This is a genomic window from Alkalihalophilus lindianensis, from assembly GCF_032843265.1.
Classification (GTDB): Bacteria; Bacillota; Bacilli; order Bacillales; family Bacillaceae_D; genus Alkalihalophilus; species Alkalihalophilus lindianensis.
Genome location: NZ_JAWJBA010000001.1, coordinates 816467 through 839375, shown reverse-complemented (window position 1 = coordinate 839375; position 22909 = coordinate 816467). Strand labels below are relative to the sequence as shown.

Here is a 22909-nt window from a genome sequence, read left to right as displayed (position 1 = left end):
ATGAATTATACTTCAATCAATAAGTATTAATTGTATGATCATGAAAGGGGTACCAATCAATGAATTTGCAAAATGTGATAAAGATTCCAGCCTTAGACAAAGAAGTAGGAAGACAAGTAGATTCCTATATTCAAACCCTTACGAAACCCCCTGGCAGTTTAGGGAAGCTTGAAGGATTAGCAGTAGAGTTAGCAGAGATGAAAAGTAAGCCCTTTCCGGTTGTTTCACCAGCTGGTGTGTTAGTATTTGCGGCTGATCACGGCATTGCCGAAGAAGGGGTATCTGCCTTCCCACAAGAAGTGACCCTGCAAATGGTCCAGAATTTCTTAAATGGTGGTGCAGCCATTAATGTTTTTAGCAGACAGATTGGTGCAACATTGAAGGTAATCGATATAGGTGTGAAATCAACTATAAACGATAAAGATCTCATTACTGATAAAGTCCGTATGGGAACAGGAAACTTTTTTATCGAAGAGGCAATGACAAAAGTTGAGGCAATAGAAGCAATCGAAATTGGAATGCGACAAGCAGAATCATTCATCATCAATCAAGGAGTTGAAAGCCTAATATTAGGTGAGATGGGGATTGCCAATACGACAGCTAGTAGTGCAATCTTAGCTGTCCTTACAGGGAAACCTATTGATACGTTGGTTGGCTTTGGGACGGGTATCACAAGTGAGCGTGTGTTACATAAAGTGGATATCATCACACAATCGATTGAAAGAAGAAAACCGAATGCCGATGACCCTATAGATGTATTGGCAAAAGTTGGAGGATTAGAAATTGCTGGGATGGCCGGTGCCATGCTCTTTGCTGCTAGTTACCGTGTACCAATCATACTTGATGGATTTATTTCCACGGTCGCAGCTTTAGTGGCTAGTAAAATTTCAAATGATGTGATTGATTACATGATTGTCTCTCATCAATCGGTTGAGCCAGGACATTTAACAGCGATTCACGCCCTAGGTAAAGAGCCTTTAATTAACTTAGGACTACGCCTTGGTGAAGGCTCAGGGGCCGCTGTTGCATTCCCACTGATCGAATCAGCAACACGTATGCTGAGTGAAATGGCAACGTTTCAATCAGCTGGAATCTCTGATCAATAAAAGGGGCTGGGACATATCTAAGAGGTTTAACTCAGGATACGAACGAAGCGCTAAATGAGCGGATGAAATATACGTAGACCTCCTACGGGATGAAAAGGCAGAAGTGAGACCCCACAGTGCGTAGCACGATGAGGCTCACCAGCTTCCCGCGGAAAGCGAAGTATATTTTAGGAGCGGTCTACATAGACCGTATCAGTAATGTTCGATTTTCCATAAGTTAAAATACTTTTGTCCCAGCCTCTTTCTTTTTATCATGCATTTACTTATTTTGCTTGTTTCCTCGTACCAATACTTTTAGACCTTGTCCCATATCAGACGCTAGCACATAGTTACGATCAACGAATACTCCCCAGACATCTCCCTGATCAGGTGAATATTGTCCGATTTGAACAGGATTACTTGGATCTGAAATATCAACCATATAAACGCCACCTGCATAATGACTTAAATATAGAGTATTACCTTGAACTTTAGGGTCATGCACTGTATTAGCAAATGTGTTTCCGTCTTCAACTTTTTCTGTTAAATCTGTTTTGAACTCACTTAGAAGTTTAGGATTTGTTTTATCTTTGATATCGAAAATACGAGTATAGCCGTATGATTCTTCATAGCCTTCACGAACAGGAACATATACTTCTCTTGTTTCAATTAAGATGTTACCACCACGAGCAAGTGCTGCTGAATGGGCAGCCCCTTGTTGGTCAGAAGCGAAGTCAGTACGCCCGAGGTATACAGGATTTTCAGGATCTCGTACGTCAAAGATAACGGTGCCTAAATCCCACATTGATACATACGCATACTGAGCATTATTATCTGTAATCACACTATGGTTAAAGACAGCTCTTGTTTTTCCATCGGGAGTATTCCAGTGATACCCATTAAAATTAGAATCATCTACACCCGGAACATCACGAGGGTCAAATTCCCATAGCTTTTCTGGGTTGGCAGGATCTGATACATCAATAATTTGGAAATCTTTTTCCTCACCATGGCTGTAATAATCAACATACGGGTTAGAAGTAAAAACGAGAGCTCGATTTCCTTGTGTAGCAAGATACAGTTCATGTGTACCAGCAGCATTGTCATACACTTCATAAAAGCCAAGTTTTTGGGGCTCGTGTGGATTTGTGACATCATATAGTAAGAACCCACCAGCTGTATTAGCATTTCTGTTTCTTTGTTGAACACTTACGACGGCTAAATCACCCTTAAAGTTCGCTGTGTTAACTGACTTCACAATAACTTTTTCTTGCCAAGTTCCAGGAACATCATCATGTGCAAAGTACGAAATCTCTTCTGGGTTCGATGGATCCTTTAAATCAAATATACGGACACCGCCGTTTGCTCCTCCTGCAGTATGTGTTCCTAAATAAGCATACCCTTTATGTGCATAAACATCTGCTGTGTTATTTTGAGCATCCCCATTGATTTTTTGGATCTGAACAGAGGCTGCTTCATTTAGGCTTGACACTTTACCAGTTCCATCATTGGTCGCTTCACCAAGAGTAGCTAGGTCTTCATTAGAGAAAACGATACGTTCTCCCTTTTGAAGTCCGCTTTCGTCTAATGCATCATGGGCGATAACCGCTGGTACTGCTACAGATAGTACTAACGCACTGGCTAGTGTAGATTTTAAAACTACGTCTCTCATTTTTTTCAATAGTATAACCTCCAGTTAACTTTTAGATTATTGCACCTTTTCGGAATTCGACATACTAAAGTGATTTCCCTTTATTAGTATACTAATTATTTCGTTAATCGAAGAAAGCGATGCTTTTATCCTAAAGTGCAATAGTAAATGGTATCTATATTAATTGCATAGAAAACGATTTCAATATAAAAAAGTACTACTTTATTTCTGGATGCGAAACATTCTCATTGCTTCTATTTATAAATAGGAGTAAAGTGGAGAGATGTAAAAGTTGAAAGAGTTAGAAGGGGAAAGAGATGAATTCATTTTTAAAGCAACGATTATACGTTGTCTATACTGTTATTTTACTCATATATATAGCAAATACATTTATAGCTAGTGAGGTAATATCTTATATTGTAGGGAGTCTTGCTATACCGATGCTTTTGCTGTCCTTTGCCGGAGCTAGTAAGCTATTCCGTATTCTGGGTAGTATTTTTATTGTGGTAGGTACTGGAATGTACATGTATTCCGGGCTACCATTTTATCAAATCCCATTATACTTTACGTCAACGATGCCACTTCTCGCCTTTTTAACTGTTCTACCTTGGATGAACAGTGTCGTTCGGGCAGGACGATTTGATCGTCGAATTAACGAATTAATGAAAGCGAATGTATCTGATTTAGGGAAGCTGTATGTCAGAAGTTCTTTTACGACATATACCTTATGTGCCTTCATTAATCTTTCGGCATTATCGATCTCACAAGAAGTCTTGCTTGAGAATATGGCGAAGATGAAAAAGAAGATTCAAGATTCTTTTATCAGTCAAACGACGTTGAGGGCTTTTGCTGTAGCACTTTGTTGGAGTCCGATGGAGATTATGGTGGCAATGACAGTTGATGCAACGGGAGTCAGTTATTTAAGCTATTTACCGTGGTTATTGCTCGTTTCCTTCATCGTTATAACGGTTGATATGGTCTGGGGGAGTAAGCGATATAAGTCATTACCTTACGAACCAGCCCATAATCGTGCCACGAGAACGATTGAATCAAGTGTAGTTGCATGGAAAATAACGAAGCTAGTGATCGCTTTAACGGCATTCTTGCTTATTGTCGTCGGGATAGGAAACGCCTATCAGCTAAACTTTATCTTATCTGTCACGCTTGTTATATTGCCCTTTAGCTTTTGCTGGGCGTTGATTATGAATAGGATGCGCAGTTTCTTAGCGATTGGCTGGGGTACATGGAAGCATCGTACGAATCACATGCAAAATTTTGTGGTATTATTCTTATCGCTTGCGTTTTTCTCATCAAGCCTTAATGAGACGCCTTTCTTGCAAATGATTCAGCAGCCATTCTTCGCAGCTGCCGATACACCATTAATCATCTTGCTTTTAATTCAAGCCACATACTTACTAATGAGTATGATTGGAGTTCATCCTGTCGCAACCATCGGTATTTTAGCGGAAGTACTTCAACCATTATATACCGTTATTAATCCTCTAAGTATTGGGATGGTGTTAATAACGGGGGCACTGGCTACCGCTACAGTTGGAGCGTACGGGGTAACGGTGACGATGACATCGATGAATACGATGCAAAATCCATACCGTATCGTACTTCGTAATATGCCTTTTGCGATCCTTTATGGTGGGGTTGGAACGTTGATTGGCTATTTTCTTTTATAATAACCACAAAAAAGGAGATGACCAACGCAAAGGTGGTCATCTCCTTATACCTTACCCTATAAACTTACAATCTGGGGTCGTAACGATTATTGTCTGCCACAGACACCTCATCTCATTCATGTTAAAAACATTCTTGAAATTTCTGGTTCCTGTACAATGCAATCACCTCATAAAAGGTATAATCGAAAATCATCCAACTTGTATATCTAATCATCATGTTAAAATGATGGGGTATGGTTGGTGAGGAACATTGCTGCCCTCAAACCTTATTCTAGCCAGATCACCATTTTATATACACATCAATTTTAAAAAAAGAAGGATTGGGATCAATCGTTATGAAGAAAGCGTAGATGCACATTCTAAGGATATGATGTCAATTCAAACTAACTAATAAATGAGGTTATCCCGTTATGTATAAAGATCTTAGTCAAGAAATAAAGCAAGCATTACAATTACTGAATTACGTAAAACCAACAGATGTTCAACGTGAAGTTCTTCCAGTTGCCCTTAAACATAATGATTTGATTGTAAAAGCACAAACGGGCAGTGGGAAAACAGCAGCATTTGCTATTCCCTTGTGTGAGCTGGTTGAGTGGGAAGAAAATAAACCACAAGCACTCGTGTTAACACCGACAAGAGAACTAGCAGCCCAAGTTAAAGATGAGATCACAAACATCGGCCGTTTTAAACGGATTAAAGCAGCAGCAATATATGGCAAACAATCTTATGAAAAACAAAAAATTGAATTAAAACAAAAAAATCACGTGGTTGTTGGCACGCCAGGCCGCGTTTATGATCACATTCAAAAAGGTACACTGGCAACAAGCCAAATTCGCTATTTAGTCATTGATGAAGCAGATGAAATGCTAAATATGGGATTTATTGATCAAGTAGAAGATATCATTGAAACGTTGCCAAAAGAGAGAATGACCATGTTATTTTCTGCAACTTTTCCAACGGATCTTGAGGAACTTTCTAACGAGCATATGAACAATCCAACAAACATTGTCATACACCCATCCAATCAAACAGCTAAAATTTCACATACTGTAATTGAAGCAGAAAAAGAGGGAAAATATCAGTTACTAAAAGATGTATTAATTACTGAAAATCCAGATAGCTGCATCATTTTTTGTCAAACGCAACTCCAAGTGGATCAGCTGCAACAACAATTATCAAAAGCGACTATTCCTGCAAGAAAATTACATGGTGGAATGAGACAAGAAGATCGTTTTCGTGTGATGAATGATTTTAAGCGAGGAGCGTTTCGTTACTTAGTAGCAACGGGTGTAGCAGGCAGAGGAATCGACGTTGAAAATATTTCGTTAGTTATCAATTTTGATACACCGGAAGAGAAAGAAAGTTATGTGCATCGTACAGGGAGAACAGGACGTGCTGGAAAAACAGGCAAAGCGATTACATTTGTTGCACCGTTTGAAGAAAAGTTTATCGAAGAGATTGAGGAGTTTGTTGGTCACACGCTCGTAAGAGTATCGCCCCCAACAAAAAAAGATGTTCAACAGGCTACTAATGCGTATCACTTAAAACTAAACAAAGATCCCGTTCTTAAGACGGATAAAGCAAAAGAACTTAATCAAACGATTATGAAGTTATATTTTAATGGTGGTAAGAAGAAAAAAATAAGAGCGGTTGATTTTGTCGGAACGATCTCATCGATTGATGGTATTCAAGCTGATGATATTGGAATTATTACGATACAAGAAAATTCTACTTACGTGGAAATTTTAAATGGAAAAGGTCCGTTCGTGTTAAGAGAAATGCGTGAACGTACGGTTAAAGGGAAACAGTTAAAGGTTCATGAAGCAAAAAAATAAGTGTAGTAAAGCCACCAATCAGATATTGGTGGCTTTTTAGAAAGTTCAAGTTTCGTTCAATCAGATCAGATGCAATTTCTGTAGAGATTGTTTATAATAGACTTCATACAAACATTGTGAAAAACTTCACTAACTTTAGTTTGACTATAACAAAAATAGGAGAACATGCATATGACAGAGCTTAAGCAAATAGCTAAATCCTATAAAAAAATAAGACTGCTGCTTATCATGACGGCTATACTCACAGGGGCCTCCGTTGTGGCACAAGCTTACTTTATCGTAACAATCGTCGATCATGTCTTTCTTCAAGGTGCTTCGTTCAAAGAAATCACTTCGATGCTTCTCTGGCTATTAGGCGCTTTATTACTTAGAGTGTCACTTACCTATGTAAATGGCTATCTTGGGGTGAGTATGGCGACCTCGGTAAAGGCGAAGCTCAGACAATCTTTGGTCGAGAGCTATACGACAAATCCACTTCAATCATCTCTTGAGGGACAATCGGGTAAGAAGGTAAGTGTGATGATGGATGCAGTCGATGAGGTTGATAGTTATTTTAGCAAATACATTCCACAAGTTATTCAAACATCTATTATTCCATTGATGATTTTAATAGCTGTTTTTACAACACATATTTATACGGCTTTGATCATGATCATTACAGCACCTTTTATCCCGCTTTTTTATATCATTATCGGGATGAAGACGCAGCAAAAATCTGAAGAGCAGATGGATAAGTTAGCAGCATTCTCTGGTCGGTTTCTTGATACGTTGCAAGGCTTAACAACGCTTAAACTATTAGGTCGAGCTAAAGAGCAAAAACAGTCCATTCAAAAAAGTAGTCATGGATTTCGCGATGCTACTATGGACGTGTTAAAAATTGCTTTTATTTCGTCTTTAATGCTTGAATTCATTTCAATGCTTGGTATAGGGTTAATTGCTCTTGAAGTGGGTCTGCGCTTGGTTTTATTTGAAAGCATTACTTTCCATGCTGCATTCTTCGTCTTGGTGTTAGCGCCTGAATTTTATTTATCTTTAAAAGACCTTGGAAGCGCCTTTCATACTGGAAGAGGGAGTATGGGGGCTACCAAAAAAATCTCTGAAGAGCTTAAAAAGGATTCACCTCCGATCAAATGGGGTGAAGCAAAGCTTGATACAAATAATACGCCTCCTGCGATTGAATTGATGAACCTCCACCTTTCGTATGGAGAGGACAAGTTTGCATTAAAAGATATTCAATTGCATATTGCTCCATTTGAGAAAGTGGCAATCGTTGGGCGGAGTGGAGCTGGAAAGACAACCTTGCTTCATGTGCTTGCTGGGCTCATTCCTGCAACGAGTGGGGAGGTACTTATAAAGGGCAGACCTCAAAGGGATTATGCAGAACATGAGTGGTTTAATCATGTAAGTTATATCTCGCAGAACCCTTATTTATTCTCAGGAACGATTGCAGAAAATATCGCTATCGGAAGAAGGGGACCTACAACACTTAAAGAGATCGAGAGAGCGGCTGCCAAAGCTGGGATCGAGGATTTAATAAATGAATTGGAGAACGGTTATGATACGCCAATTGGTGAAGGGGGAAGAGGTTTATCTGGAGGCGAGAAACAGCGAATTGCGATTGCGAGAGCTTTTCTAAAACAGCCGACGATTATTTTATTTGATGAACCGACAACCGGTCTTGATCTAAAAACGGAAAAAATCTTACAAGCATCCATTGAGGAGCTTTCTATGACCTCAACCGTGATTACCGTTGCACATCGTCTCCATACAATTCAACATGCAGATAAACTGATTGTATTAGAAAACGGGAAACAAATTGGACAAGGAACCCATCAGCAATTGATTCATTCACTAGAGTCTTATCGAAATATGGTAAGTGTACAGCGAGGAGGGGGAATTAAGTGAAGGATTTAACGACAATCATTAAATTGATGACAACAGAGAAGAAAGACATTGTCTATTCAGTAGTACTTGGCTTCCTTGCTGGCCTCGCTGCTATAGGATTATTCTCTGCTAGTGGTTATTTGATATCAAAGGCTGCTCTTACACCGCCGCTTTATGCGCTGACAATTCTTATTGCGCTCTTAAAATTATTTAGTATTACGAGAGCGGTCGCAAGGTATGGTGAAAGATACTTTTCACACCGAGCAACCTTCACGATGTTAAGTGACCTACGTGTTTCGTTTTATGAGAAATTAGAGCCATTAGCACCTAATCTCTTTCAACGTTATCGCAGTGGGGACTTATTATCACGTATCGTAGGAGATGTGGAAAGCTTACAAAACTTTTTCTTGCGTGTCTTTTACCCACCAATTGTACTTGCTCTTGTCTTTTTAGCGACGATTGTCTTTACGATGTTTTATTCCATTTATATCTCTTTGTTGCTGCTATTGGGGTTACTACTCACTGCGATTGTCATTCCTGCATGCTTTGCAGCAAGTCAGAAGAAAAAGAAACTCTCTACACGCACAAGCAGAGGAGCATTATCAACGGAGACAACAGAGTTATTGTACGGATATCGTGATCTGAAAATTTACGGGCAGCTTGAAGACAAAAAATCTGAGCTGATCGATTCATCCACTGAGTATGTTGTTGAGCAACAGAAGGAAGGCCAGTTAGCGATGGCCAATCAGTCCATTCACACAATGATCTCTTTATTCATTTCATGGGGAGTCTTAGCTTTAGGGGCTTACCTTGTGAGTACTGGTCAATTAGATGGGTTATTTCTAGCAATGCTAATGATGATTTCTCTTACGGCTTTTGAAAATGCAGCACCAATGGCGGTCTTCCCTAATCACTTTGAAGATAGCCGCAATGCTGCGAAACGACTGTACAGTGTGGTGGATACGAATCCAAAGGAATTTGTTGAAAGAGTGAACGATTTATCTTTAGGTGGTGCTAAGTTAATCTCATTAACAAACGTTTCTTTTTCATTTGCAAACGAAGAAAGACCGACGCTGAACGATGTGACCGTCCAGTTTCCAAAAGGCTCAAAAACGGCGGTTGTAGGAGCGAGTGGCTCAGGAAAATCAACACTGATGCAGCTTCTTTTAAACATTCAAGAAGCAGATTCAGGTGAAATTAAGATTGATAATCATCCCATTGATGAGCTGAATCAAGAAAGCATTTGGGAACATGCAAATGTGGTGCTGCAAGAAAATCATTTTTTCTACGGCACAATCAAAGAAAATCTACTGCTTGCTAACCCGGATCGAACAGAGGAAGAGATGATGGATGCCCTTAAAAAAGTGGATTTAGATGGCTTTTTTCTAACGGATGAGGTGTACGAAAAGGGTGAGAATTTATCAGGTGGTGAAAAACAGCGCTTAGCTATTGCACGAGCGATGCTAAAAGGAGGCTCGTTATGGCTACTTGATGAACCGACTTCTTCGGTTGATTCTTTAACTGAGAAAAAAATCTATGACCACTTACTAGATCAAGCAAAACAAGATACGATGATTATCATTAGTCATCGTTTAATGGGGCTTGAGAAAATGGATCAAATAATTGTCATGGAAAAAGGCTTGATCATTGAAACAGGTACATTTAACGAGCTAATCAACAGTAAAGGGTACTTTTATGAAATGAAGCAATTAGAAAAAAATCTATTGATTTAATGTTTTCGGGGAACCTTAGCTAAGTGCTAAGGTTCTTTTTGTAGAGTCATTAACTGATCAAGAACCGAACGGAATGATTTGCCCTGCTTAATGAGATGTTCGTTAAATGTTTTAAATGGATTTCCTTGATCTCGTAGACGTTCCACAACGTTAGGTAAGGTAAATTGATCAGGATGCAACGATTCCGTTACTTCTTCCCAATAGAGCGGAGTCGCAACTAACCCTTTATCATGTCCGCGTGGGGAATAAGGAGCGATAATCGTTTTGCCTTCATCGTGCTGAATATAATCCACATATAATCGTCCATTTCGATTCTTTTTCAACCGTTCAACGGTAAATAAATCTGGAGATTGTTCACATAAGAAATGGCTAATAAATTCACTAAATATCCTCGTTTCCTTATATGAAAATTGATTAGGCGGGAGCGGAATATATAATTGAAGCCCTTTATTTCCTGATGTCTTAACATAAGAGATGAGAGAAAAACGATCAAAGATCTCTTTCATCTGAAGAGCTGCTGTTCGAGCCAAGTGGAAGTGCTCGACACTAGGTGGATCTAAATCAAATACGATTTCTGTTGGATTGCGTGTATCGATAGGTTGAAAAGGAATGTGGAACTCGAGAGCAAGCTGGTTACCTAGCCATAGTAAGCTTGTCATATCATTGCAAGTGATGTAGTCAATATCATCTTTTATTGCCGTTTCTATAAAAGAAGGGGCGTATTCAGGACAATTTTTTTGAAAGAAGGATTCTCCTCCCGCCCCATGTGGATAGCGGATAACCGTTAACAATCTATTTTTAAAAAATGGAAGCAAGTAGGGAGACACCTGCTGTAAATAAAGAATATAATCATCTTTTACAAATTGAATGGAAGGCCAAATGAGTTTATCCTCATGAGTCAATTCAATTTGTGGCGGAAGCGGGTTAAGTGCCCGGTGTAATGACCTCCACGTACAAGATTGAGGTTCAACATCGATTAAAAAAGAATGAAAAGCTGGTTCGCGAAGTTGCTTGCCATCAAACCCAATACAAGAGACTCTTGCGCAGATAGAAGGGGAAAGGGCCCATTTTTCTTTCCCAACTTTCTCCCCGTTTTTTTGAAAAAGAGTCGACAGGGTCTGTGCTTCTTCTTGGCTTAGGCCGTGACGGAAAATCGTCACTTCCACTAAGTCCTTTTCCTTATAAACCGAGCCATGAAAATAACCATTCTTTTTATCATACGACGTGATAATTACATCAATGAAACGCCAATTTTTCAGTTTTAGCCACTCTTTTGAACGTGAAGATGTGTAGATGCTTTTCTTTTTTTTCGCAATCATACCCTCACCATTGAACGATACGATCTCCTCCCAAAGTTTGTGACCATCTGAGCTTATTTGAAGGCATTGAATGAGAGGTGGCTCCTCTCGGTTCACTCCAATCGGAAGAGAAAGGTCTTGAAAAAGCTTTTCTAGTGCATCTTTTCTCTTACATAAAGGTTGTTCCGTTAAACTCTTTCCTTTGATTTGCAGTAAGTCAAAAACCACATAATGAATAGGCAATCGTCTAGAACATATGTGTATCTTCTCAATTGATCGCAATTTACCACGTCGCTGAACAACTGAAAAATCACTTTGTACATCATTGATTAAATAGACTAATTCTCCATCAATTATTAAAGGTAAATAGTCGACTATGTCCTCGTAAATGCTTTTGCAGTACGTTAGAATCTCTGGAAAGTTACGTGTGAGATCTTTCCCGCTGCGACTGATTAAACGAGGAACTTCCTTTTCCCATACTAACAAGCATCGATAGCCATCGTATTTTACTTCAAACAACCAATTTTCACGGGAAGGAATCGTGGTTGTTGAACTTAGCAGCATTGGTTTCATCATAGAAACTCGCTTTCTTTTTAGTGATAGCCTTTGATAAATAATCTCTTCTATACATAATTCCGTTCATACTATTGCATAGTAAGAAAAAAAGCAGGTGATGAGTGTGCATACAGTATGGAAGGGAAGCATCAGTTTTGGACTGGTGAATATTCCTGTTAAACTACACACAGCTACAGATAATAAAGATATTAAGCTGAGACAACTTCACAAGAAATGCCATACCCCGATTAATTATCAAAAAAGATGTGTGGATTGCGAAGAAGAAGTAGCCAATGAGGACATTGTTAAAGCATATGAATATGCGAAAAATAAATTTGTCGTATTAGATGATGAGGACCTAGAGAATTTAAAGAAGGAACAGGAAGAGAAAGCGGTTGAGATTATTGATTTTGTGAAATTAGACGAAATTGATCCAATTTATTTTGAGAAGAGTTACTTCATGGCACCAGATAGTGGCGGGGCGAAAGCGTACAGTCTTTTAAGAGAAGCACTGCAAGAATCCGGTAAGATTGGGATTGCAAAAATTATTATTCGTTCAAAGGAACAGCTCGCTGTAGTCCGAGTTTATAAAAATGGATTGATTATGGAGACGATTCATTTTCCGGATGAAGTACGTAAAATGGATGATGTTCCTAATCTGCCAGAAGACCAAAAGATCGTCAAAAAAGAGCTTGATACAGCATTACTATTAGTTGAACAACTAACGACCAATTTTGATCCAGAGAAATACCATGATGAATATCGAAGTGCTTTAATGGATTTAATTGAAGAGAAGAAAACGGGTAAGAAAACCGTTTCAGCAACAGACAAAAAACCGAAAGAATCTAATGTAACGGACTTAATGTCAGCTCTTCAAGCCTCGATTGATAAGACGAAAAAGAAAAAGCCTGCAGCTAAAAAGCGCACATCGACGGCTAAGGCTAAAAAGAATGCATAAGAAAAAGGCTGTATCGATTCGATACAGCCTTTTTTATGATGAAATCATTTTCAATTGGATCTTCCGGTTTTGTCTCGGTCCATCAAATTCACAGAAGTAGACGCCCTGCCATGTACCGAGTACGAGCTTGCCATTTGAAACGATCAATGTTTGTGCATGTCCTACCGTACTTGTTTTCATATGAGCAGCTGTATTACCCTCTGCATGACGGTCTAGTTGATGTTCCCAAGGGTATACCTCATCAAGCCTTCTTAAAAAGTCCGTTTTAACGTCAGGGTCTGCATTTTCATTTACCGTGATTCCGGCTGTTGTATGAAGAGAGGAAACGATGATCATTCCATTGTTAGCATTAATTTCTTGCATCCACTCTTCAACCTGCTTCGTGATATCAATCATTTGATCACGGCTGTTCGTGTTCATTTGTAGCGTTTTCTCCATCCTAATCACCCCTTCTCATTCGTATAGTACCCCTACTTTTGCAGAGAAAAACATCTAGGGTAAGGATGAGAAGAAGCCATCACACTTGGTGATGGCTTCTTGTTACTTAATAAAAATAAGGGAAGAATAAGCTTCTTAATAAAAAGAATGGAAAGAATTGGCGTCTGAAGCGGCGGAACCTTCTTGGATAGCCGTATCCATAGCCATAGCCAAATTGTCGCTGGTCATGAGTCATGTTACTATCACGAGTATCATCGTCTCCATCAGGCATCAACATCATGACACCCTCTTGATTAACGTTTTCAATAATCCCGTCGTGCATATTCCCGTCAGTCGTTCCAAACTGTACAAGGTGCTGCATAAATTGGCTACAGAAATTGTACATATCCTCTTGCGTTGGTTGCTCCATCTGCCCACTTCCATTCATCATCTCAGGTGGCATTTGTCCGTTCATTCCCGGCATTTGCATCTGTCCATTCCCATTCATCATTGATGGCATCTGCCCGTTCATCCCATTTGGCATATGGTGATTTCTCATTTGATTGCTGTTAAAGTGATTCATGTTTTGGCCTCCTTAAAATACTCTCACCGTTAGCCTATTCAACATCTACCCAAATGACACAAAAAAATCCATATAAATTTCCTTTTGTACAGGCATTAATTCTCTTCTACAGAATAAGGTTGTAGAGGAGCGATTTCGCACGCGGGTAGAGAAAACAAAAAAATAAGGGGGCGGAATTTTGCAAATTCATGTTGTGTCACAAGGTGAATCAGTGTGGGGGATCGCAAGAATATACGAAGTGTCATACGAATCCATTATTGAAGCCAATCAACTACTAAATCCGGAGCAATTAGTCGTCGGTCAAGCATTAGTGATTCCAGTCTCAGGAAGGTTCCACTGGTTAGAACCAGGAGAGAATATATGGGAAGTAAGCCAACGGTATCAAGTTTCACCAGAGAGTATTACGAGAATGAATCAAATTTATTCGACACGTGATTTGCATGTGTGGAAACGATTGTATATCGCGACCGATTTCAGAGAAAAACCTACAATTGATGTGAGTGCATATGTGGACCTCGGTATAACTGGAGAAGATTCAGCCAATGTTGTTGGAGAAGTGGCGGAGTATCTTACCTATGTAACCATTTTCAGTTACGAAATGAATCGTGATGGCACACTTCGCCCTATTGATGATCAGGTCATTATCAATACAGCCTATAGTCAAAATGCGATTCCGTTGATGGTGATCACAAATATTGAAGATGGAGGTTTCAGTACAGAGCTTGCTACTGAAGTTCTTCAAAGCGAGGAGTTACAAGATCGCTTATTAGATGAAGCCATTGCGATCATGGAAGAGAAAGGCTATCTGGGTCTTGATTTTGATTTAGAGTATTTAGGGACCGAAAATCGCGAGGCATATAATAATCTGATGAGAAAAGCGAAAGTAAGACTTGATGAAAAGGGGTTCTACTTATCAAGCGCCCTCGCTCCACAAGTAGAAGCAGGGATGGAAGGTGTTCTTTATGAGGGCCATGACTATGCTACTCATGGAGAACTTGCTGACTTCGTCTTTCTGATGACATATGAATGGGGCTGGACGGGCGGGCCTCCACGAGCTGTTGCCCCGATTGATCAGGTACGAAGAGTGATTGAGTTTGCAGCCTCCCAAATGCCGAATGATAAAATCATGATGGGTATTCCTTTATATGGATATGACTGGACACTGCCATATGTAGCCGGTGAATCAAGAGCAAGGGCAATCGACCACCAACAAGCAATCCAGCTCGCTGTAAGATACAATGCTGCCATTGAATATGATCAGACGGCACAATCTCCTTTTTTCAGGTACGTTGATGAGGAGGGACGTCAGCATGAAGTATGGTTTGATGATGCGAGAAGCATACAAGCAAAGTTTGATCTCGTAAAAGAATTTGGACTTCGGGGTCTCTTTTACTGGGTGCTCGGTTGGGATTTCCCTCAAAACTGGTTATTGCTTGAAGATAACTTCACGATAAATAAACGAGTGTAACATTCATTCCTCTAAACCTAATGGTTTAGAGGTTTTTCATTTCCATTAACACCCTGTTTGATTGTGAGGAGTTTTGCAAATAGTTAAAGAGTACAAACACATTAGGGTTAAACACAATCGATTGGCGGGAATGAAAATGAGACAACGAATGATGATATTTTTAATTGTGGTGTTCATGATGGGAGGGCTGCCGTACCAAGCGACGGCAAAAGATGAATTGGCTTCTGTGATGTTCATCGTCAAATCTTCAACTGAATCTGTCAATCAAACGGAGTTGGAAATACGTTCAAGTTTAATGAAAGAAGCAATAGTAAGCGCAAAACCAATTCAAAAAGTACACGAAGTTCCTTTTTCCACCCGAATGATAACGATTGATCAAGGGTACATGATCCAATCCTTTTCAGTTGATGAGAGAGGCTACCTCTATGATCTGGAAAGCAAAACTAAATATAAGTTAAAAAATGCGGATGTATGGTCGAAAATCAATACTTATTTTCTCGGTTTAGAAGAGCAGCATTTTGGTGAATTGTGGAAATGGGAAGAGGTCGATCCACACATCCCTCGATACACTACATTCACCATAACAGATCTAGAAACGGGGCTTAGTTTTGAGGGACAGAGAAGAGCAGGAGCAAATCATGCGGATGTCCAACCTTTAACGGCAAAAGATACTCAAATTATGAAGGGAATCTATGGTGGGAAATGGAGCTGGAAGCGACGTGCCATTCTTGTTGAACATAAGGGACAAGTTATTGCTGCATCCATGCATGGGATGCCACACGGAGGTGGAGCATTAGCGAATGGGTTTCCAGGTCATTTTTGTATCCACTTTGCCGGAAGTGTGACACATAAGACTAAAAATTTAGACCTCTCGCATCAAGTGATGATTCACAAGGCAGCAGGATTACTTGATCCTTTTGTAAAACAGCAGCCACCTGAACACATCATTCATTTACTTGCGACAGCTATTAATCATGATGATGTAGACCTAGCACGCTTGCTTTATTCACCACAGACACATATAACCAAAAACGAATTAAAGCAGATTGAACTGATGCGGATTACAAAAGAGCATACTAGAAAAACAGATGAACTCCTGCGTGTGGAGATCCCGTTTACGTACTTACTCGCACGAAAAGGAAAGCGTGAAGAAGAGATGACGTCAACCTTCTGCTTGCAAAGAGAATCACCTACAAGTGAATGGAGAATCATAAAGTGAAATGAGAAAGCACTCGCCATGGCGAGTGCTTTAATCGTTTACGTCTATTTCAGGTGGCAACTTATTTGGTGCGCGAGGGACATCACGCGGTGTGTAATCAATTTCTTCTGATGAATAAACCTTAACAAGCAGAGTCCCGTTGTACGTTTTAGCTAGGAGTAATATCGGTTGATTATGACGATTCGTAAATACAAAGTCAGGACCATACCAACTGACCGTTGCATCTCTTCCGGGCGGTACGTATGTTACGCGTTTTGAATGAGTGTATCGTTCAAGGATATTCATTCCTGCTTTGTCTACTGCATTGAATAAAGTGGATGACACTTGGCAAATACCACCACCGATCCCCTCTGTTAATTCACCGCGAACAATTACTGGGGCGGGCAAGTACCCTCGCTCAGCTGTTCGTTTCCCTACCACTTTATTAAATGAAAATCTTTCGTTAGGGAAGACGACATAATTGTTGATTGATTCTGTTGCAAGTGTAATATTATGAGCACGTTGTCGATTGTATGTATTGTAATACGTGACATAGGCGCCCATCTGCACGGCACGAATATCCTTTAAGAGCTCTTTATCTACTTTTGCGAATAATGTGAACGTAGGCACCTCAATGGACGTGCGTTCACTTCCGTAATAATAGTCATAAAATAATTCTTTAAATACCCTTCGATCGAGGCTCTTACCTGTTTCTTCCGGGACAATCTGTCCATACTCATCAAGCTTTGCATTAACAGGCTTGGTGTACACTTGATTTGCTATGCTTTCCTCAAGCTCCTGATATTTCTCCTCATCCATAATCGCTCTCCCAAGTATAGGATCGGCAAATTCGGTTCGATGGATCGAGATGATGGTCTCTCCATCGGAGGTAATCGTTAAGGTTTCTTCACGTGGCATAAAGGAAAAAAGAAAGAACATGGTTAGTAATACAATTGACATTCTAATGGAAATCACCCCTCAAACTAGTATGAGTAGAGCAGTATGTTTTCATTCGAAAAAAATCGACTGAACGCTTGCTTTACGTTGTATAATGGATGGACTTAGAAGTGAATATAGGGAAAGGAGATTAACGTGATGAAAGATTCGTTTGATAAAAAGAAGGTTTCTAAAATAGATCCCAATGATCCTCGTTTTAAAATCGCTCATCGGGAAGCATGGATCGGTGTGATTTTAGTGATCATTAACTTCGCGTGGTGGTATGGCTTTGCTTATGGATTAGGATCTAGACCAGTTGATGAATATACATATGTATTTGGGTTGCCTGCTTGGTTTTTTTATAGCTGTGTGGTAGGTTTTCTCGTGATGGTGGTGCTTGTCATCATTGCCGTAAAAGGCTTCTTTAAAGAGGTCCCTTTTGATGATGAGGAGGGAGACGTTCGATGAATTGGCCAGTTATCATTCCTTTAGTCATTTTCCTACTGTCCATTTTTTTTATCGGTTTTTGGTCATCTACCTATTTAAAGAAGTCAGACTCCTTTTTGCAAGAATACTTTTTAGGTAGTCGTGAGCTAGGTGGCTTTATCCTAGCAATGACGATGATCGCTACATACGGAAGTGCAAGCAGTTTTATTGGTGGACCTGGTATTGCTTATACTCAAGGACTCGGGTGGGTACTTCTTGCAATGGCACAAGTCGCAACTGGATATTTTGTTTTAATGATCCTTGGTAAGAAGTTTGCGATTTATGCGAGAAAATACAACGCCATTACCCTCGTTGATTTTTTGAAGCAACGCTATCAAAGCAAATGGGTTGTCCTTTTTTCTGCCTTTAGTATTATCATTTTTCTATTCTCAGCGATGACGGCTCAATGGGTTGGTGGAGCACGCTTAATCGAGTCGTTAACTGGCTTATCCTATACCTCTGCATTGTTTATTTTTGCTGTTGCGGTATTGTTTTACGTCATCATCGGTGGATTTAGAGCGGTAGCTTTGACCGACACGATTCAAGGAGTCGTCATGGTCTTTGGCACACTCATTATTTTAATCGGAACCATCATAGCTGGTGGTGGAATTCCTGCGATTATGCAAGATTTAATAGCAGAAAACCCCAACTTAATAACACCTTTTGGGCATGATGGTGGACTCACACCTGCTTATGTATCGTCCTTCTGGATTTTAGTAGGGGTTGGTGTAGTTGCTTTACCGCAAGTAACAGTCAGGGCGATGTCTTATAAAAATGCCAAAGCGATGCATCGTGCTCTCATTACCGGAACCATTGTAGTAGGGTTTATTATGCTCGGGATGCACCTGATCGGAGTGTTCGCAAGACCGATCCTTCCTGGGATTGAAGTGGCAGATAGTGTGATGCCGCTTATTACATTGGAAGTGTTACCTCCTTGGCTGGCCGGTATTGTGTTAGCTGCACCTATGGCAGCGATCATGTCAACAGTCGATTCTTTATTACTATTGGTCAGTTCAACTGTCGTGAAAGACGTGTATCTAAACTATGTGAAACCAGAGGCATCTAATCAACAGGTGAAGAAAGTGACGATTGGAACAACATCTGCACTCGGTATATTCGTTTTCATGCTTGCCCTAAGTCCGCCTGATTTATTGATCTGGTTAAATTTATTTGCATTCGGAGGACTCGAAGCAGCCTTCATTTGGCCAGTCATTATGGGGCTTTATTGGCAAAGAGGTAATAAACACGGGGCATTAGCTTCCATGATTGTCGGGGTCGGGTCTTATATTTTGATTCACACCTTTGTACCGAATTTTCTCGGCCTTCACACAGTTGTCTTTCCAATTCTATTGTCATTTTTATTCTTTGTTGTTATAAGCTTACTAACGAAACCAACCAACGAAGCTGCCCTATGATGGGTAGCTTTTTTATTTGGTTTCTATACATAAAGCGAACAATTTTTAGGGTTGTTTATGTTTTGGTTCGTATTTAATCAATAAAAGACTTGATTAAATGAATTTAAACACGGTATCATTAGATAAAACCAATCATTGTCTAAAGGGGTCGTTGCGAATGTATGGTGTGCCAATCTCAGAAAATGCAAAAAAAATGATGTTCTTAGGTTCAGGTGAATTAGGAAAAGAAATGGTGATTGAAGCACAGCGACTTGGTGTAGAAACCATTGCTGTTGATCGTTATGCGGGGGCACCAGCGATGCAGGTTGCTCACAGATGTCATGTAGTGAATATGCTTGATGCAGAGGAACTGCGCAAAATGATTGAACTAGAGAAGCCAGATCTCATTGTCCCAGAAGTGGAGGCCATTGCAACAGATGCATTGGTTGAGCTTGAAGGAGAAGGCTTTAACGTCGTTCCAACAGCAAGAGCCACGAAGCTGACGATGGATCGTGAAGGCATCAGACGTTTGGCAAGAGAAGAGTTAGGTCTGCCAACAGCGAATTATGCGTTTGCTAACTCTCTTGATGAATTAAAAGAAGCGGTTGCTGAAATTGGTACACCTTGCGTGATTAAGCCGCTTATGAGTTCTTCTGGAAAAGGTCAGACGCTTTGCAGAACATTTGATGATGTTGAATCCTCTTGGAGTGAAGCGATTGAAGGCGGCCGCGGGAAGAGCACAAGAGTCATTGTTGAGGAGTTCATTCATTTTGATTCAGAAATTACCTTGCTAACAGTCCGCTCCGTATCAGGGACTTCTTATTGCGCACCAATCGGCCACGTGCAAAAAGGTGGAGATTACATACAATCATGGCAGCCGCACCAGATATCAGCTGCTCAAATCGAGGAATCACAACAAATTGCTAAGAAGATTACAGATGAACTTGGCGGGTATGGATTGTTTGGCGTTGAGTTATTCTTAACACAGGATAAAGTCTACTTTAGTGAAGTGTCACCGCGTCCTCATGATACTGGCCTGGTCACATTAGTCACGCAGAACCTTTCTGAGTTTGCCCTTCATGTTCGTGCGATCCTTGGGCTGCCGATTACAGAAATCGAACTGCATTCAAACGGAGCAAGCCATGCGATTAAAGCAACAGAAGCAAGTGATACTTATCAAATGACAGGAATGGAAGAGGCTCTATCAGTTCCTAACACACAATTACGTATCTTCGGAAAACCGAATGCGCTTGTCGGGAGACGTCTGGCAGTCAGCTTAAGTACGGCTGAAACAGTGGACGCGGCATGTGAAAAATCAAAGAGTGCAGCAGAGAAAGTTGGCATTATTTATGAGAAAGAAGTCCAACCGATTAATTAATGATCATTTCATTGTTTGTAAGCTGGAAAACATTGAATCTACTCCCTTTATTCATCCATGGATGTCACATAACATCTCACCTATAATGAGGGGAGCGAAAAATAAAGGATGATCGGTATGGATAAAGAACAAGCGATTTTATTATGTGAGGACCTTCTGATGAATGAAGAAGAAGTTCCAGAAGTGACCTATCTCTATCTATCTTGGAATATGAAACAAAACTATGAAACAAAAACATTCGAATGGCTCTTAGCTAATGCCACATTGCTTGCATCTCTTCAGGAACTAGCTGCAGCAGATGAGATTTTTATTGATATGCTAAAGAAAATGAAAAGCTATCAAGATGCTGTTAAGCTGATGAAGGATCCAGGGGAAATAAGAGAATTTAACCGTTTTACGAATGTGGTGCCGTTGTTTAGTTGAGTTGATGAAGCCCTTAGCACTTAGTGTTAAGGGCTTTTTTTGTATTTAAAGAAATTCTTAGAATGGTAGAGATAGAGGAACTTCCCTACTATTATAGAATTCTTTATAAAAGGGGTGTGAAGGTTTTTATGATTGTGCTATATAAGGTTGATGAGATGTACGCTGATGAGCTTACAGCATTATTTGAGGAAGAGAAGATAAAAGTTCAATATTTTTCCTCACTTAATTCACTGCTAGACCAAGTAATGAACCCAATGATCATAGTGACTCCTGCGATATACAAGAAAGAGTTAGAACACATTCCTTTGCCGATTATCCCTATAATGATTACTTCTTGGGACATTCAAGAGTATGTATATCATAGTAAGAAAACAAGTTATAAAGTGATTGGAACACAGGATGAAATAGATTGGTTGAAAAGGAGTGATTCAGCCTTTTCTTTTGTATTATTAAAAGATACTCCGTCTATTGCAATAGATGATAGCACTGCATACATAGCACCAATTTGGCTGAAAAAAGAGCTTGTTCATATTCCAATTCAAAATCTCAATTTTGTCACACCAGGGAAAGCTGTTTTAATAAATATTGTTCAAATTGCAGCTTCCATGCTCACTTTTACTGAAGAGGTAATAAGGGATCGTTATCAAGTTGATGCCATACTTGATTCTGATCATGACGGGATTGTAACGGTTGATAAAGACGGAATAATAAAGCTTGTGAATCAACATGCTAAACGAATTCTTGGGTTAGATAACCACAGTATTGGGCAGAATATCACCTCTTATATACCTGATTCAGATATGTTACGTGTTTTGAAAACAGGTGTCGTAGAAATGGGGGATCTTGCAACAGTTCATGGCCGTAAGTTAGTGATTAATCGCTATCCTATTAAAATTGGTGAGAAAGTGATCGGTGCTGTTTCAAATTTTAAAGAAATCACTGATATTCAGAAAGCTGAGCTGAAACTTAGAAGACGATTACACGAAAATGGGTTAGAGACGGTATATTCTTTAGAGGATATTGTTGGACGATCCTCCATTATCCACGCTACCCAAAAACTTGCATTAAAATATGCTGCAACAGATTCAACCGTGTTAATTACTGGAGAGTCGGGTACTGGAAAAGAATTATTTGCTCAAGGAATCCATGCTTCAAGCAGGCGGGCATACGGGCCATTTGTAGGAATCAACTGCTCTGCGCTTTCTGAAAATTTACTTGAAAGTGAACTGTTTGGGTATGTTGAAGGTACTTTTACTGGTGCGTTAAAAGGTGGAAAGCAAGGGCTGTTCGAACTAGCTCATGGAGGTACATTATTTTTAGATGAAATAGGAGAAATACCTCAAAGAATTCAAACTCTGCTTCTTAGAGTGATACAAGAAAAAACGGTCAGGCGCGTTGGAGGAGATAAAATAATACCGGTAGATGTTCGCATTATTGCTGCTACAAATCGTGAACTTGAACTTGAGATTAAAGAACAGCGATTCAGAGCGGATCTCTATTATCGATTAAATGTACTTGCGTTAGATATTCCTCCCCTACGAGAACGGTTAGATGATATACCGGACATCGTTGAAATGTTTATGACTGAGTTTAACAAAGAAAGGGATTCTATGATTTTGGAGGTTGAAGAAGGGGTTTATCGTAAATTAAAGGAGTATCAATGGCCGGGAAACATTAGAGAACTTAGAAATGTTGTAGAAAGGATGGTTGTCTTAGAGGAAGGTTCGGTATTAAAAGCAGATAATCCATTTATCCCTTTTATGGAAGAACGGGAAGTGGCTAGACAAGCAGGACTTCAAGAAAATGAGCAACATTTAATCGTACGTGCTCTTGAAAAATTTGAACATAACCGAGTGCTTGCAGCTCGCTCTTTAGGTATTGATCGAACCACTTTATGGAGGAAAATGAAAAAATATAATCTATGATGTTGCAATCTGCA

At 39.8% G+C, this 22909-nt stretch carries 18 protein-coding genes; 13 read left to right on the top strand and 5 right to left on the bottom strand.

All coding sequences use genetic code 11. The features are described 5' to 3' along the window. Nucleotides 1–59 precede the first annotated feature (59 nt). A complete protein-coding gene (cobT, locus tag RYX56_RS04520; protein ID WP_317120942.1) occupies nucleotides 60–1106 on the top strand; it encodes a nicotinate-nucleotide--dimethylbenzimidazole phosphoribosyltransferase in 1047 nt (348 codons plus the stop codon). 259 nt (nucleotides 1107–1365) lie between these two features. Here cobT and RYX56_RS04515 read toward each other — a convergent pair whose 3' ends face one another. After that, nucleotides 1366–2757, bottom strand: a complete 1392-nt coding sequence (locus tag RYX56_RS04515; protein WP_317121305.1) for an LVIVD repeat-containing protein — start codon at nucleotides 2755–2757, stop codon at nucleotides 1366–1368. A 296-nt stretch (nucleotides 2758–3053) separates the two neighbouring features. Between RYX56_RS04515 and RYX56_RS04510 the strand changes: the two genes are divergently transcribed. From RYX56_RS04510 to cydC, 4 genes are all read left to right on the top strand, one after another. After that, nucleotides 3054–4424, top strand: a complete 1371-nt coding sequence (locus RYX56_RS04510; RefSeq protein ID WP_317120941.1) for a hypothetical protein — start codon at nucleotides 3054–3056, stop codon at nucleotides 4422–4424. A gap of 410 nt (nucleotides 4425–4834) precedes the next feature. Continuing rightward, complete coding sequence (locus RYX56_RS04505; RefSeq protein ID WP_317120940.1) at nucleotides 4835–6259, top strand: DEAD/DEAH box helicase; 1425 nt, start codon at nucleotides 4835–4837, stop codon at nucleotides 6257–6259. Nucleotides 6260–6430: 171 nt separating this feature from the next. Then, the gene (cydD, locus tag RYX56_RS04500; protein WP_317120939.1) at nucleotides 6431–8164 is read left to right on the top strand and encodes a thiol reductant ABC exporter subunit CydD; all 1734 of its coding nucleotides are present in this window, start codon (nucleotides 6431–6433) and stop codon (nucleotides 8162–8164) included. After that, nucleotides 8161–9876 carry a thiol reductant ABC exporter subunit CydC gene (cydC, locus tag RYX56_RS04495; RefSeq protein ID WP_317120938.1) on the top strand — a complete coding sequence of 572 codons (1716 nt, stop codon included), beginning with the start codon at nucleotides 8161–8163 and terminating at the stop codon, nucleotides 9874–9876. The genes cydD and cydC overlap by 4 nt, the downstream gene beginning before the upstream one ends. 26 nt (nucleotides 9877–9902) lie before the next feature. Here cydC and RYX56_RS04490 read toward each other — a convergent pair whose 3' ends face one another. Next, a complete protein-coding gene (locus RYX56_RS04490) occupies nucleotides 9903–11750 on the bottom strand; it encodes a DNA ligase D (protein WP_317120937.1) in 1848 nt (615 codons plus the stop codon). 103 nt (nucleotides 11751–11853) lie between these two features. Here RYX56_RS04490 and ku point away from each other — a divergent pair, with 103 nt between their 5' ends. Continuing rightward, nucleotides 11854–12687 carry a non-homologous end joining protein Ku gene (gene ku, locus RYX56_RS04485; RefSeq protein WP_317120936.1) on the top strand — a complete coding sequence of 278 codons (834 nt, stop codon included), beginning with the start codon at nucleotides 11854–11856 and terminating at the stop codon, nucleotides 12685–12687. 33 nt (nucleotides 12688–12720) lie between these two features. Here the strand turns inward: ku and RYX56_RS04480 are convergent, their stop codons facing one another. Further along, nucleotides 12721–13125 carry a secondary thiamine-phosphate synthase enzyme YjbQ gene (locus RYX56_RS04480; RefSeq protein ID WP_317120935.1) on the bottom strand — a complete coding sequence of 135 codons (405 nt, stop codon included), beginning with the start codon at nucleotides 13123–13125 and terminating at the stop codon, nucleotides 12721–12723. Nucleotides 13126–13231: 106 nt separating this feature from the next. Continuing rightward, nucleotides 13232–13687, bottom strand: coding sequence for a hypothetical protein (locus RYX56_RS04475; protein WP_317120934.1), 456 nt, complete (start codon nucleotides 13685–13687; stop codon nucleotides 13232–13234). A gap of 178 nt (nucleotides 13688–13865) precedes the next feature. Between RYX56_RS04475 and RYX56_RS04470 the strand changes: the two genes are divergently transcribed. Next, complete coding sequence (locus RYX56_RS04470; protein WP_317120933.1) at nucleotides 13866–15155, top strand: glycosyl hydrolase family 18 protein; 1290 nt, start codon at nucleotides 13866–13868, stop codon at nucleotides 15153–15155. Nucleotides 15156–15291: 136 nt separating this feature from the next. Further along, nucleotides 15292–16374, top strand: coding sequence for a hypothetical protein (locus RYX56_RS04465; protein WP_317120932.1), 1083 nt, complete (start codon nucleotides 15292–15294; stop codon nucleotides 16372–16374). Nucleotides 16375–16404: 30 nt separating this feature from the next. Here the strand turns inward: RYX56_RS04465 and RYX56_RS04460 are convergent, their stop codons facing one another. Next, on the bottom strand, nucleotides 16405–17313 hold the full coding sequence (locus tag RYX56_RS04460) for a VanW family protein (RefSeq protein WP_317120931.1): 909 nt from the start codon (nucleotides 17311–17313) through the stop codon (nucleotides 16405–16407). A 135-nt stretch (nucleotides 17314–17448) separates the two neighbouring features. Between RYX56_RS04460 and RYX56_RS04455 the strand changes: the two genes are divergently transcribed. The 5 genes from RYX56_RS04455 to RYX56_RS04435 all read left to right on the top strand — a co-directional run bounded on the left by RYX56_RS04455 (nucleotide 17449) and on the right by RYX56_RS04435 (nucleotide 22895). Continuing rightward, on the top strand, nucleotides 17449–17757 hold the full coding sequence (locus tag RYX56_RS04455; protein WP_317120930.1) for a YhdT family protein: 309 nt from the start codon (nucleotides 17449–17451) through the stop codon (nucleotides 17755–17757). Continuing rightward, nucleotides 17754–19190: a sodium/pantothenate symporter gene (gene panF / locus RYX56_RS04450; RefSeq protein WP_317120929.1), complete on the top strand. Its 1437-nt coding sequence runs from the start codon at nucleotides 17754–17756 to the stop codon at nucleotides 19188–19190. Before RYX56_RS04455 ends, panF begins: the two co-directional genes overlap by 4 nt. Nucleotides 19191–19347: 157 nt before the next feature. After that, the gene (gene purT / locus RYX56_RS04445; protein WP_317120928.1) at nucleotides 19348–20547 is read left to right on the top strand and encodes a formate-dependent phosphoribosylglycinamide formyltransferase; all 1200 of its coding nucleotides are present in this window, start codon (nucleotides 19348–19350) and stop codon (nucleotides 20545–20547) included. 117 nt (nucleotides 20548–20664) lie between these two features. Continuing rightward, the gene (locus RYX56_RS04440; protein WP_317120927.1) at nucleotides 20665–20970 is read left to right on the top strand and encodes a hypothetical protein; all 306 of its coding nucleotides are present in this window, start codon (nucleotides 20665–20667) and stop codon (nucleotides 20968–20970) included. 128 nt (nucleotides 20971–21098) lie between these two features. Then, on the top strand, nucleotides 21099–22895 hold the full coding sequence (locus tag RYX56_RS04435; RefSeq protein WP_317120926.1) for a sigma-54 interaction domain-containing protein: 1797 nt from the start codon (nucleotides 21099–21101) through the stop codon (nucleotides 22893–22895). The last annotated feature ends 14 nt before the right edge of the window (nucleotides 22896–22909 follow it).